Here is a 13,873-nt window from a genome sequence, read left to right on the forward strand (position 1 = left end):
ATTTTATGTTATTAGGAACATTATAATCAATATTTAAAAGAATGTCACGCATTTTTTCTTTAGCGCTTCAACGCGACGAAGTATAATTGTCCAATTTTTGAAAATTTTCTTATTATTACTCACAAGAAAGGGTGTGAAAAATTTGACTTCAAAACTTTTCGCATTAGATATAGGAACTCGTTCTGTAGTTGGGATTATTTTAGAAGAACAAGACAACGGATACCATGTTGTGGACTTGATCTCAGAGGAACATAAAGAAAGAGCGATGGTTGATGGACAAATACATAATATTATCCATGTTGCAATAGTGATCCAAAATGTGAAAGAACAATTAGAGAAAAAGCATGGTCCTCTCCATAAAGTAAGTGTAGCTGCAGCAGGCCGTGCATTACAAACAGAGCAAGCTAGTACCACATTAGATATAAAAAACCGCACGGCGCTGATAGATGATGATATAAATCGATTAGAAATAGCCGCCGTTCAAAAAGCACAACAGCAATTGCTTGATCATCATGAAAATAATACCGGTAGTCATTATTATTGTGTTGGGTACTCTGTTTTATACTACCGATTAGATGGGCAAGAAATCGGCAGTTTAATGGACCAACAAGGTGAAGTTGCGGAAGTGGAAGTTATTGCTACATTCTTACCAAGAGTCGTTGTAGAATCGCTGCTAGCAGCTTTAAAAAGAGCAGATTTAGAAATGGAAGGTTTAACTTTAGAACCGATTGCTGCCATCAATGCTTTAATCCCTTCTACGATGCGTCGTTTAAATATTGCACTAGTTGATATTGGTGCAGGAACTTCCGATATAGCAATTACAAATAAAGGAACCGTAACAGCCTACGGAATGGTGCCAACTGCAGGCGATGAAATAACAGAATCATTAAGTGATCATTTCTTGTTAGACTTCCCTGTTGCAGAAAAAGTAAAACGTGATTTGTCAAAATATGAAGAAATTACAATTTCAGATATTTTAGGGTTTGAACAGGTTTATCAAAAAAACGAAGTCATCGATGTTCTACTCCCCTCAGTGACAAATCTTGCAACTAGCATTGCAAATGAAATTCTACGATTAAATAGCAATATTGCACCAAAAGCAGTCCTACTTGTCGGTGGAGGTAGTTTAACTCCAGAAATTACAGACGAGTTATGTAAGGCACTTAATATTCCTGAAAACCGTGCAGCTGTTCGAGGAATTGATGCCATTCAAAAACTAACCTTTGAAGAACATGTCCCAGCATCACCAGAACTCGTTACACCAATCGGGATTGCAATCTCTGCCAAGAACTCTCCTATTAAATATATGACTGTAGAAGTAAACAAACAAATCATTCGTCTATTCGAGTTAAAGGAAATGACGGTCGCAGATGCCCTACTTGCCGCAAATGTTAACATCAACAGACTTTATGGCAAGCCTGGCTTAGCGATTTGTGTAAATGTAAACGGACAAGACATATTTGTACCTGGAGAACACGGAAGCCCTACTGAAATTTTTGTTAATGGAGAGAAAGGAACGATTAAGACACCAATCCAAAACGGAGATAAAATCGAGTTAATAGCGGGGAAGAATGGAAATCCTGCGCACGTTACCATTCAAGAAATGATGGAACTAGAAGAAGAACTAACCATATTCATTAATGATGAGAAGTATAAAGTACAATCTATAATTCTATTAAATAATCAACCTGCAAAAATTCAAGACTCACTGCAAGATGGCGATATGTTAGTCATTGATACAGCCAATAACATTGAACAACTTTTACATCATATAGGTCTTAATTACTTGCTAAACCTTCTAACTCCATTTTCTGTTTCAATAGATGGTAAGGTTATTCAATTACCAGAATATAATCATGAAATTGTGTTAAACAACCAGCCTGCAACATTATATTCTCAAATAACAGAGGGCGATTACATTCGCATTCAAGCGAAAAACAAACCCACTGTTCATAATATTGCTAAACACCTAAATCTTTTATACGAAAACCGGATATTGATTACATTTCAAGGTCAACAGCTAGAACTAAGCAGACCTTATTATGATATTCTGGTTAACGGACAAACTGTAGATTCCTCTACAGATATCCAAAAGAAAGACGCTTTGCAATTCTTACCGAGAGAAACAACCAATTGGGTCTATCAAGACGTCTTTCGCTTTTCAGATTGGCAATTACCACCAGACTTTAAGGGTACTTTTGAAATCCTAAGAAATGGTGAACATTCTCAATTTGATGCAGCCATATTCGGTGGAGATGTACTTGAGATTAATCTTATTCCGACTACTCCAGCTTTATAAATTTTCTTTAATTGGAACAATGCGCTTTTAGAATATCAAATAGTTTCGAATTTTAGATGATATCATTTTGGATAGTAAAATAACTACCCTTCTCTTACAAAATGGGCATTGTCAATTTCACCACAGAAAAACCCCAAACAGAACACATTTGATTGTGTCCCTATTTGGGGTTTTATTTGTTTTTAAAACTGTTTTAGAGCTAGCTGTTCTTTGAAGAGGCTTTTTCCTTCGTTGAACCAGCAGCTGCTTGTTCTTTTTGTTCATTTTCATATTCAGCAATGGTTTTTTCCATTGTTTCCATAATATCTAGAGGTTCTTCACCTTCATAAGAAACTGTACCATCATCGAATGGAGGAGTTGTAGTAGATTTTAAGGATTTTACCTTATCAACCAATTGACCAGATTGAGCTTGTACTTTTTTTGAAAGTTCTACTGTTTTTTCTTTAGCAGTAGATGTGAAACCAGCACTTTTTTCTTTTAATTGACTTGCTTGGACGGCAACGTCACTTCTTAATTCTTTCCCAGCTTTAGGAGCTAAGAATAATGCAGTTGCTGCTCCAACTACACCACCAACAAAAGCACCGATGATGAAGTCTTTTAAATTCAAATTGGCATCATCGTTCGCATACAATGATTCAGCACGCTTACTATATGTTTGTGGCAAATAATTTTCATCATTACCTTCAATACCTACATTTCTCACTTCACTGTAATTTGGTTTTTGTTCTACCATACTAGCGCCCCCTTAGAATTATTTACGTTTGCCTTTTTTTGAAACACCTTCATAGATGATATCATCGTCTAGAGCTTTACTTTTTTTTATTTTATCACGAATCCCTACGAAGGCATTTCCCCATTGAATAACTTGAGCGATTTGGTCGCTGTTTTTGGATACATTTGTATTAACGGATGTGGTTACATTTTTAACTGAATCACTTAAACCCTTAATAGAATCTGCAAATCCTTTAACAGCATCGACTACTGAATTTAGTTGCTTAGATTTCACTTGGATATCTTCAGCAAGCATATTCGTTTTTTCTAATAAGCTTGTAGTCTCGCCAGTAATTCCTTTCATTTGTCCTTCAATTCCTGCCATAGTGTTTGCCACATTGTTCATTGTTTTTTTCAATGAATTCAAAGTCATGGCTAAACCTATACATAACACTAGGAAACCTATCGCGGCAACTAATGCTGCAATGTATAGAATAACAATCATTTAAAAAACCTCCATTCTATCTATATAAGGATATTTCCACAAAATAAGTGTCTTTAAACATCACTTACCTAATTACATTCTACAGAGTTTTTCTATATCCTGCCAGAGTAAACGTTCCCAAAATAATATTCTTTTATAATAAAAAACTGTAGAAAACGAACCATATCTGTTTTCTACAGTTTAAGTATTTGAAATTATTTACTTTCCCTTATTCAGCTTTTAATAAGTCTTCAAAAGCTGTTTGGAATTTGTGTATGTCACCAGCACCCATGAACAAGAATACAGCATTCTTATGATCTACCAATTCTTGAACATGATCCATTGATAGTAGTTTACTACCTGGTATTAAGTCAGCTAAGTCTTGAATAGATAATGAGCCTGTTTTTTCACGTGCAGAACCAAAAATATCACATAAATATACACAGTCCGCTTGATTTAAGCTATCCGCAAAATTTGAAAGGAACGCTTGAGTCCGAGTAAACGTATGTGGTTGGAAAATGGCCACAAGTTCACGGTCTGGATATTTTTGACGAGCAGATTGAATGGTTGCACTTATTTCAGTTGGGTGGTGTGCGTAGTCGTCAATTAATGTACGATCACCAAAATCTGTTTCTGTAAAGCGGCGTTTTACACCATGATAAGTATGAAGTTGTTCTTGAATTAGTTCTGCTGGTAGTCCTTCATAATGACAAAGCGAAATAACTGCTAAAGTATTTAACACATTGTGGTCACCGAACATTGGAATAAAGAACTTGCTATAAAATTCGTTGCGAACATACACTTCAAATGAAGTACCTTTTGTTGTTTTTTCTACATTACGAGCTTCGAAGTCATTTTCTGAACCAAAGCCATAGTAAACAACCGGCACATTCGCTTTAATTTTTTGTAAATGTTCATCATCACCACATGCAACGATCGCTTTTTTTACTTGAAGCGCCATTGATTGGAATGCATCAAACACATCTTCAACGTCTTTGTAGTAATCTGGATGATCGAAGTCAATATTCGTCATTACTGCATAGTCTGGATGATACGCAAGGAAATGACGACGATATTCACAAGCTTCCATTACTAGGTTTTTAGCGTTTTTGGCACCTCCACCTGTACCATCACCGATTAAGTATGATGTTGGGCTTGAACCCTCTAATACATGTGCCATCAATCCTGTTGTGGAAGTTTTCCCATGTGCACCTGTAATAGCAACTGATGTAAATTTCTCTAAATAGCTGCCTAAGAACTTGTGATAACGAATAACTTCGACACCCATTTCATTTGCACGTACAATTTCAGGATGGCTGTCAGGAAAAGCATTTCCTGCAATTACAGTCATTCCTTCCTTAATATTATCTGCATTAAATGGCAAAATAGTGATATTTCGTTTTCTAAGTGGTTCTTCCGTAAAGAAATACGTTTCTATATCTGAGCCCTGCACCTGACATCCTGAATCAAATAAAATTTGAGCAAGTGAGCTCATTCCTGAACCTTTAATTCCTGTAAAATGATAAACTGTCATGTTGAAACCTCCTGGGAAAGTTTCCTTACCCTTGAATAATCAAATCTATTAAATTAAAGCATCTACCATTATAGCACGATTTATCCCAGTTCTAACATAAACACTGATTCCTTTTTAAATTTGTCTTAAACTAGAAATATTATGCTTATAATCGTAATATTTATACATGCAAATCGTAATATTTATACACGCTATTATCCGAATAAATCGTCTAGATCACGCTCTGTTAAAAATACTTCTCTAGGTTTTGTACCCCTAGATTCTGAGATAAAGCCTTGAGCCTCCATCATATCCACTAATCTTGCTGCACGATTGTAGCCGATTCGGTATTTCCGTTGAAGAGACGATGCAGATACTGAACCTTCACTACAAATATAACGGCAAGCTTCTTCAAATAATTCATCTTGTTCATCAATTGTTTCAACTTTTTTCAATAATTCCTCTTGTTGGAATAAATATTCAGGTTCGCCAAGTGTACGTACGAAATCTGTTACTGCTTCAATTTCATCATCCGTAACATACGTACCTTGTACGCGGACTGGTGCAGACATGCCGTTTCCTAGATACAGCATATCTCCCCTTCCCAGTAATCGTTCTGCCCCTTGGCTATCTAATATCGTTCTTGAATCTACATGTGATGAAACAGAAAAAGCAATTCGAGTAGGAATGTTGGATTTAATCAATCCTGTAATGACATCAACAGAAGGTCGTTGTGTTGCTAAAACTAAATGAATACCACAAGCTCTTGCTTTTTGTGCAATTCGGCAAATGGATTCTTCTACTTCCTGCGGTGACATCATCATTAAATCAGCTAACTCATCGATTACAATGACTAGATATGGCATTTTCAAAGAGAATTTTCTCTCTTTTTCTACCATTTTATTATAACGTGTAATATCACGTGCACCTACATGAGCAAATAACTGATAACGACGGTCCATTTCATCTACTGCCCATTTAAGTGCGGCAGTTGCAGCCTTTACATCCGTAATAACTGGACTCACTAAGTGTGGGATATGATTAAATGGTGCAAGTTCCACCATCTTTGGATCGATTAACATTAATTTTACATCTTGCGGACTAGCTTTCAATAGTAAACTGATTAAAAGTGAGTTTATACATACAGATTTTCCTGAACCAGTAGCTCCTGCAATCATTCCATGTGGCATTTTACGCAAATCAATAGTCACAGGTTCCCCTGTTAAATCTAAACCTAACGCTGCTTCAAGAGGTGATTTAGAATCTATAAAAGATGAATGATTAACTACTTCTGATAGCCTAACAGCACGCGATGTACGATTTGGAATTTCAATACCAATTGAACTTTTTCCAGGTATTGGTGCCTGGATGCGAATATCTCTTGCTGCTAGTGCTAGTTTTAAATCATCTGCTAAATTACGTATTTTACTTACTTTAATCCCATGACCGACTGTAATCTCAAATTGTGTTACAGCTGGACCTTGAACGATTTGTACGATTTCTCCATCAATTTGGAAATAAGACAATGCTTCAATTAACTTCTCACCTTGTGCATCCATCCATTCAAAATCTTCTGTCTGTTCTTCTGGAGCTTCAAGATAAGAAAGTGCTTCTTCAAGATGTTCATTTAAAGGAGCTGGCTCTTTTACTTCTATAGTATTATAGTGCTGTTCTAAAGTATCATGATTTTGCATTGTTTCATTTTCTTCTTTTGGTACAATTTTAACTTCTTGCTCTACTTCTAATGCCGATATTTCTACAATTGCAGCAGGTTCGGCTTCTGAAACGGTTGACTTTTCTTCAGTAACAATAAGATGATCAGAATTTAATTTCTCTATTGTATTACTTGAAGTAGAATTTGTTTCAGACGATACCGATGTAACATGTGTATTTTGTGCTGAAGTGGCTTTTGTATATCCAGCTGCAAAAGATTTTACACCAGGCAATGGAATTTCCTGTAGTCTAATTTGCTCCATTTTCGCTTTATCAGATTTTAGCATCACTACATTGAATGGAACTCGACTACCTGTTCTTTTTGGTTCCTCTTGATTTTGAATTTCTTGTATAGTTTCTGGTTCTATTTCCGCTTCTAATTCTTGAACTGTTTCTTGTACTGAATTTAGCTCTTGTACATTCGCTTGTTCAATTGCTGCTGTAGTAGATGCTGCTTCTAGTTCCGTTTCACTTTCAACCTCTTGCTCAATTTCAGCTATACTTTCAACTTCTTCTACTGCTTCGTTCTCAGAATGTTCCAATACTACTTCTGTGAACAATTTAGAATCATTAGTTTTCTCATTTACTGTATCCGCTATCAATTCTGGCTCTAGTGGCACAGTATTATCTGAAGGAGTTTCATCATTCTTGTTCACTTCTAAAATTGGTTCGATCTCTTGTATTGATTCATTCTCAGATTGTTCTATAGTTACATCACTTAACAATTCAAGTTCTGTAGTTTGTTCTTTTACTGTTTCTGCCACTAAATCGTTATCAAAAGAAGAAACGACCTCTGCTTCATCATCACTAACTTCTAACGTTGTTTCAGCTACTTTCACTTCATCTGCAACCGGTTCTTCTATTTTTGATTCAATAGATTGAGAAGGTAACGAATCAGCATTGTTTACTTCCAATTCTTGAGGTAGAATTTCTGATTCATCATTTATCCCCCTTGTTTCTATAGGAGATAATGTAATTTGATTTGTTTCAGTTGTTTCTTCAACTATATGTTCATTTACTGCATTTTGAACCTGTCCATCATTTTCTTCGATTGGTACAATGTTGTCCATTTCACTATTGTGTTGTTGTTCGGAGATGATTTGATGGTTTTCCTTATTTATACCATTTTCCTTAACAACAACTTTTTCAGTGTCTTCAATAGGTGGCACTTTACTTTTATCTATTGAATTCGAAACTGTTTCTTCCGTTTTTTCAACAAGTTGAGGTGAAGAGGCAGCTACTTCACCCCATGCAGTATTTTTTAGAGTTACATCGTTCTTTTTCTCTGTATTCTTTTCTTTCTCATCCAATAAGTCATAGATATTATTATTCCGTTTAGGCGGCGTTTGGAACCCATAAATAGGTGAAGGCACTCTAGTTGGAATAAACTTCTTCTTTGGCTCCTCTGGTGTGTTTACCTCAATTACTTTGATTGCTTTACTTTCTATATTTACAGTTTTTACAGGATCTTTTATTATTTTCTTTTCAGGTTTTGCTTGAACAATTGGGCGACTTTTAGGTTGAGGTGCGAGTTTCTTTGTTCCACCTGGATTAAATGGATTATAATTTTCTCGACTAGGTTTTTCAACAACCCCTCTTAACCCACGAGGTTCTCGAACAAATGGAGAATATTGTTCTGGACGACGTCTATCTGAAAGATGTAAAGGCTTTTGCTCATCTTGATTATGCGTTTGTTTTACTTGCTGTTTACTTACAGGTTGTACATACTCTTCTTGATTCATCCATTTAGAAGAATTGCCGTTTTGTACGTTATTTCTATTACCTTCATCTTGAATAATAGGGAATTTAAAAGATTCTCTACCATTCATATAATTCGGATTTTGACCTTGTACTTGTGTTCTATCCTGATGGTAATCTTCTATATATCTTGTTTCTTCTTCATTTTCATAGTTTTCATAGTCATAGTCATTTTCAAATTGATCAAATGATTTATATTGTTGATCCCCGTTGTAATTGTCATTATATTTGGTTGACGTTTCTTCTATCTCATCACCTAGAATGCGAGATACGATTTTTTTAAACCAACTCATATTTATGCACCACTCTTTTCTAAATCATTGCCTTCATTTTAGCAGTATTAAATACCATCGCGCAACGCGTAAGGAGGGATTGTGTAAGATATCCTTCTTTTTTTACTCATCCTTTATTTTTCCGGAAAAAGTCAAGGGAATTTTTCCCTATTTTAAAAATTGGGTTCATATTTATAAGTGATTATACAAAAAGTGCCTTAGTTCATAAATATGAATAAGGCACTTAGGTGAATATTATTAACTTGGATTGAATCCATAACTATATTAGTTAGAATTTAAATGCTGATCCTACTTCTGCATTGTCATCTAATACCATAATGCCTTTTACTTGAGGGGCATTTGGGATGGCTAGTTCACGAGCAGAACACATCATACCGTATGATTCTACGCCACGTAATTCAGATTCTTTGATTACTAAACCTGAAGGCATAACTGCACCGATTTTTGCAACAACAACATGTTGTCCTTCAGCTACATTAGGTGCACCACAGACAATTTGTAATGGTTCCTCTTCACCAACATCTACTTTACAGATATGTAATTTGTCAGCGTTTGGATGTTCGGAAACTTCTTTTACAAAGCCCACTACGAATTTAGGTGTTAAGTCAACATCTAAGCTGAAAATTACACCATTTTTGGTTATGGCTTCTTCTAGTTTGGATACAAGTTCTTTTGTTACCTCAACATTCCCGATTTCCTCAATTGTCATATAGTTACTAGCGTTAAAAAGGTTAAACCCTTTTACTTCGCCAGTTGCACCTTCTTTTAGTAACACTAAATCTCCGTGTTTTTCAATTTCCGTTTTGACAATCGCTTCTGTAGTTAGTTGGACTAATAGAACATCCCCTACATGCGCTTTGTTGTACGATACGATCATGATTATTCTTGCTCCTTTTTTACTCTGTTTTTCGCTAGGATGAAGATTGGTTCTAAATGGCCATCTTCATATACAAATGATAATGATGTAATTGGCACTGCACCTTCTGTAAAGAAATGCATCGTCATTTGGGCTAATACATCATAACCTGTATTATTGCGAATGTCTCCGATAATCAGTACATCTTGATGAGGTACTGACACGGTCATATCCCCTTCAATTTTACCACGCATTTCTTTTAGAAAAGCATCATTTAAAATTCGACTTGCATCATAGCCGTCATTTTCATTTAAAAAGTAGAATACGTTTCCAGCGACGATATCTTTTTTTACCTTTGTAGGTAATTTACGTACTTGAAAACGAGCAGATTCTTTCATTTGTTCAACAGATATCTGTAGCTTTTTCACGATATCTTCATCGATTAAACGATACGTATTTCCAAGGTCAAGTGCATAGTAAATACGTGTCTCAGCTGTATGCTCTGTTGTAATAAATGCATGTCCTTCTTTTGATTTTTTTGGAAAAGAACCTGAGCGAATAACAGGAAATATATTCGTCAATTCTTGAAATCCTAGTTCTTTTTCTTTTTGCATGGCAGAAAAGGTTTGTTCGATTGTATATACTACTTCGTCGATTGCTTTGTCTTTACGTACATCATATTTTGTTAGAACATCACCTAAAAAAAGGTCCATCCCTTTTCCTAATTTGCGATGATCTAATCGTAATTTATTTGTTTTAGAATCTAGCTTCCATTCAAATTGATCTTCGCCTAGACGTCTTTTTAAAATATCGACTAATTCTTGTGCTGTCATCTAGTGACTCACCTCATTAAATTTTGCTAGTTTGTGCATTTAAAAATGCTTCAATCTCTTCTTGCGTTTTGCGATCTTTAGATACGAAGCGTCCTGTTTCTTCCCCATTATTGTATGCGATAAAGCTTGGGATACCATAAACATCAAGTTCACCACATAAATCGATAAAATCATCACGATTCACGGTAACAAATGTAAAATCACTAAATTTCCCTTCAACTTCAGGCATAAATGGTTCGATAAAACGACAGTCTCCACACCATCCAGCTGAAAATAGGAAAACATGTTTTCCTTGTTCTTTTAGTTCATGAAATTGTTCTACTGTTTGTAAAGTTTCCATTGTTTGATTGCCTCACTTGTTTTTTAATTTGACAGATTGTGCGATGGTCATTAGTTCTGTAATTGTATCATTGATATTTTCATCACTTGCTATTCCAGTGACCTTTACTCCACCTTGACTTGCAATGACTTGATAGTTTTCTTTGTCTTCTTTTAATACGCTAGTAAAACCAAATCGCCCATTTTTTTCATAAGATTGTTCTTTGATAATATGGTCTTTTAAGTTAGTTTGCATCGTCTGATAGAAACGCTTACTTACTTTCGAATCGTTAGGATTGTAAAAGACTGCATATGTTCCTTTTCCCTTTGATAAAAGAATATTTGTTTCATCAGAAGAGTTTTTTACTTTATAGCCTTCCGGTAGATAAAATTTCAAATGTTCTGTAGATGCTGTATAGTTCTTTGGTTTCGAATTGAAAATCGTATTGGCATCGGAAAAACCTTGTGACATTTTAGAATTGATTGATTGACCACATGCTGCAACATTCAATATAAGGACACTTGATACTAATAGCTTGGTACATTGACGGAACATTCGGAATTCCTCCATTCGTACTGGACTATCTATATTGTAAAATGCCCAATATTCCTATGCAACTATCGTGCCTTTTCATGCTAATTCGTGTATTTTTGATAAAAGAAATATTGTCCTACTAATTGATGAAGAATATGCTCGAACATTTCTTTTCGATCAATCATACCATCCGTAAAAATACCAATAGCTCCGACATTTTGACGAGTATCAAGTTGATGAACAAAATCATCCATTACAGGTCCTAATTCTCGCCCTGCAATAATTTGGTCCGCAATTTCTTTTGGTAGTGGTATTTGAGCACCTGCAGCTGTTAAAACTTGTCCATTTTTTAAGGCAAGTGCCCCCCAATTACATAAGTACATGATGTCATCAATCATTGTGACGCCACCTTCTAATCCAAACGCTAACTCAGCGTCCGTTTTTTTCAATGTTTTTCTTGCTCGATTCATTGCACCAAGTCTAGTTTCTTCAGTTGACATGGGTTGAGCAGAAACGCCAGAATCTACAGAGATATGTTCAAATGTCAAAATATCGTGAAAATGTTTTGTAACTACTGAGAGGACTGCACCAACTTTTGCTTTATTTGTCGTACCTATACCAACTTTCATCATGACACTTCCTAACTATAATGTAAAACTACAATCAACCGTGGATTTTTTTATGAATACTGATTAGCCGCCACGCTTAAACAAGTAGTAATCTCCATATAAGCTTTTTAATTCTGAATAAAATTAAGGGAGAATTCCGAATGGAAACCTCCCTTTACAATTCATATTTTAATGGAACTAATTAACTGTTACGAATTGTATCTAGCGTTGTTTTGTCTGCATTTTTTACAAGTTTAACAAGTAGTTCTTTTGCAGCATCGATATCGTCAGTATGGATAACTGATGCATGTGAATGAATGTAACGAGCGCAAATACCAATAACTGTACTTGGCACGCCATCATTTGAAATATGCACATTACCAGCATCTGTACCACCTGGTGATACAAAGTATTGATAAGGAATGTTGTTCGATTCTGCAGTGTCTAATACATACTCACGCATTCCTTTATGTGTGACCATTGTTCGATCATAGATTCGAAGTAATGCCCCTTTGCCTAATTGACCAAATTGATTTTGATCGCCGGAAACATCATTAGCAGGGCTAGAATCTAACGCAAAGAATAAATCAGGTTTAATCATATTGGCTGATACTTTTGCTCCACGCAATCCAACTTCTTCCATAACATTTGCACCTGAATATAATGTATTCGGTAGCTTTTCGTCTTTTAATTCTTTTAATAATTCGATTGCTAAACCGCAACCATAACGGTTATCCCATGCTTTCGCCATGATTTTCTTAGGATTTGCCATTGGTGTGAACGGGCAAATAGGAATGATTGATTGACCAGGACGCACGCCTAGTTTGATTGCATCTTCTTTATCGTCTGCCCCTATATCAATTAGCATGTTGCTAATTTCCATTGGTTTTGATTGTAATTCAGGAGTTAATAAATGTTTTGGAATAGATGCAATGACACCTGGAATTGGTCCGTTTGATGTATAAACTTCTACTCGTTGTGCAAGCATCACTTGGTTCCACCATCCACCAAGTGTTTGGAAACGAATCATACCATTATCCGTAATTTGAGTAACCATAAATGCTACCTCATCCATATGTCCTGCTACTAAAACTCGTGGCCCATTTTCGTCGCCCTTTTTCAAACCAAAAATACCACCTAGGTGATCTTGTACAATTTCATCAGCGTACTTTGATAATTGTTCACGCATATAGGCACGAACAGCATGCTCATTACCTGGAGCACCTGGTAATTCTGTAAGTGTCTTAAACATATCTAACATATCTTGTTTCACAAAAAAGCCTCCCTTATGAGCCATTCTTTACTATTGTAGACAAAAAAACAGTAAAATTCCACCATTGCAATTTGTATTTGAGTGATATTTCTCAGTTCGTAAATTCTTAGATAGATATTATTTCAAGAAAGTGCTTTTTTTTGTAACTATGAACCTCAGTAGCAAAAGAATTTTCTCTTTTCGCACTCATCTTCTTTTCACACAATTCGTTGTATATGATACACTTATATATATACCAAAGGAGGCATATTTGATGAAACTACGTGATTTTTTACTAGGAGCAGCCACAGGGATTGCCGTTACTTACGTTATTAAAGAAGCAAGTGAAAAAGTGAGTCCATACAAAAATGCTAATCATATTTTAGATGACTTGAAAGAGAAATTTAAAGAACAAGGGCCAATTGATGGATCATGGATTTATATGAAGCCTCAAACATTCCATAAAGAAGACATTGAAATTCCTGTATACAAAGGAGGCATTTCTCGCGTAGAAGAAGGAGAAACAGTTAACTTCGAATTTGCTGTAGACGCAAGAACTGGCTCTGTTGTTGATTTAGAAAGAGTATAAAAAAACAAAGCTATATTGATAGAATATCCTGAACTTGTTCAATTGAATGAGTTCGGGATTTTTTTGTGCTACGATTAGGATTGTTGTTTTATCGACTTAGTGTATTGAAAA

Annotated in this window: 12 protein-coding genes; 2 read left to right on the forward strand and 10 right to left on the reverse strand. The window is 35.5% G+C overall.

Annotated elements, in window-relative coordinates; all coding sequences use genetic code 11:
- Window positions 1-142: 142 nt before the first annotated feature.
- The gene (locus ACWV26_RS14625) at window positions 143-2,299 is read left to right on the forward strand and encodes a cell division FtsA domain-containing protein (protein ID WP_455895460.1); all 2,157 of its coding nucleotides are present in this window, start codon (window positions 143-145) and stop codon (window positions 2,297-2,299) included.
- Between the two features lie 199 nt (window positions 2,300-2,498).
- Here ACWV26_RS14625 and ACWV26_RS14630 read toward each other — a convergent pair whose 3' ends face one another.
- The 10 genes from ACWV26_RS14630 to ACWV26_RS14675 all read right to left on the reverse strand — a co-directional run bounded on the left by ACWV26_RS14630 (window position 2,499) and on the right by ACWV26_RS14675 (window position 13,182).
- Window positions 2,499-3,032 (reverse strand): YtxH domain-containing protein, encoded by a 534-nt coding sequence (locus ACWV26_RS14630; RefSeq protein ID WP_455895461.1) that lies wholly within the window; start codon window positions 3,030-3,032, stop codon window positions 2,499-2,501.
- An 18-nt stretch (window positions 3,033-3,050) separates the two neighbouring features.
- Complete coding sequence (locus tag ACWV26_RS14635) at window positions 3,051-3,515, reverse strand: DUF948 domain-containing protein (protein WP_455895462.1); 465 nt, start codon at window positions 3,513-3,515, stop codon at window positions 3,051-3,053.
- A gap of 208 nt (window positions 3,516-3,723) precedes the next feature.
- On the reverse strand, window positions 3,724-5,028 hold the full coding sequence (gene murC, locus ACWV26_RS14640) for a UDP-N-acetylmuramate--L-alanine ligase (protein WP_455895463.1): 1,305 nt from the start codon (window positions 5,026-5,028) through the stop codon (window positions 3,724-3,726).
- A gap of 194 nt (window positions 5,029-5,222) precedes the next feature.
- Window positions 5,223-8,771, reverse strand: coding sequence for a DNA translocase FtsK (locus tag ACWV26_RS14645; RefSeq protein ID WP_455895464.1), 3,549 nt, complete (start codon window positions 8,769-8,771; stop codon window positions 5,223-5,225).
- Between the two features lie 268 nt (window positions 8,772-9,039).
- Complete coding sequence (ytpR, locus tag ACWV26_RS14650; RefSeq protein ID WP_455895465.1) at window positions 9,040-9,648, reverse strand: YtpR family tRNA-binding protein; 609 nt, start codon at window positions 9,646-9,648, stop codon at window positions 9,040-9,042.
- A 2-nt stretch (window positions 9,649-9,650) separates the two neighbouring features.
- On the reverse strand, window positions 9,651-10,460 hold the full coding sequence (locus tag ACWV26_RS14655; protein WP_455895466.1) for a DUF1444 domain-containing protein: 810 nt from the start codon (window positions 10,458-10,460) through the stop codon (window positions 9,651-9,653).
- Between the two features lie 16 nt (window positions 10,461-10,476).
- A complete protein-coding gene (locus tag ACWV26_RS14660; protein ID WP_455895467.1) occupies window positions 10,477-10,800 on the reverse strand; it encodes a thioredoxin family protein in 324 nt (107 codons plus the stop codon).
- A gap of 12 nt (window positions 10,801-10,812) precedes the next feature.
- Window positions 10,813-11,334 (reverse strand): hypothetical protein, encoded by a 522-nt coding sequence (locus ACWV26_RS14665; RefSeq protein ID WP_455895468.1) that lies wholly within the window; start codon window positions 11,332-11,334, stop codon window positions 10,813-10,815.
- A gap of 80 nt (window positions 11,335-11,414) precedes the next feature.
- On the reverse strand, window positions 11,415-11,942 hold the full coding sequence (locus ACWV26_RS14670; RefSeq protein WP_455895469.1) for a DUF84 family protein: 528 nt from the start codon (window positions 11,940-11,942) through the stop codon (window positions 11,415-11,417).
- A gap of 181 nt (window positions 11,943-12,123) precedes the next feature.
- Entirely contained in the window at window positions 12,124-13,182 is a 1,059-nt protein-coding gene (locus ACWV26_RS14675; RefSeq protein WP_455898268.1) for a M42 family metallopeptidase, read from the reverse strand.
- A gap of 265 nt (window positions 13,183-13,447) precedes the next feature.
- On the opposite strand from ACWV26_RS14675, the gene ACWV26_RS14680 reads away from it, so the two are divergent.
- Window positions 13,448-13,762 (forward strand): hypothetical protein, encoded by a 315-nt coding sequence (locus ACWV26_RS14680; protein ID WP_455895470.1) that lies wholly within the window; start codon window positions 13,448-13,450, stop codon window positions 13,760-13,762.
- Window positions 13,763-13,873: the final 111 nt, after the last annotated feature.

Source organism: Rummeliibacillus sp. JY-2-4R, from assembly GCF_053847205.1.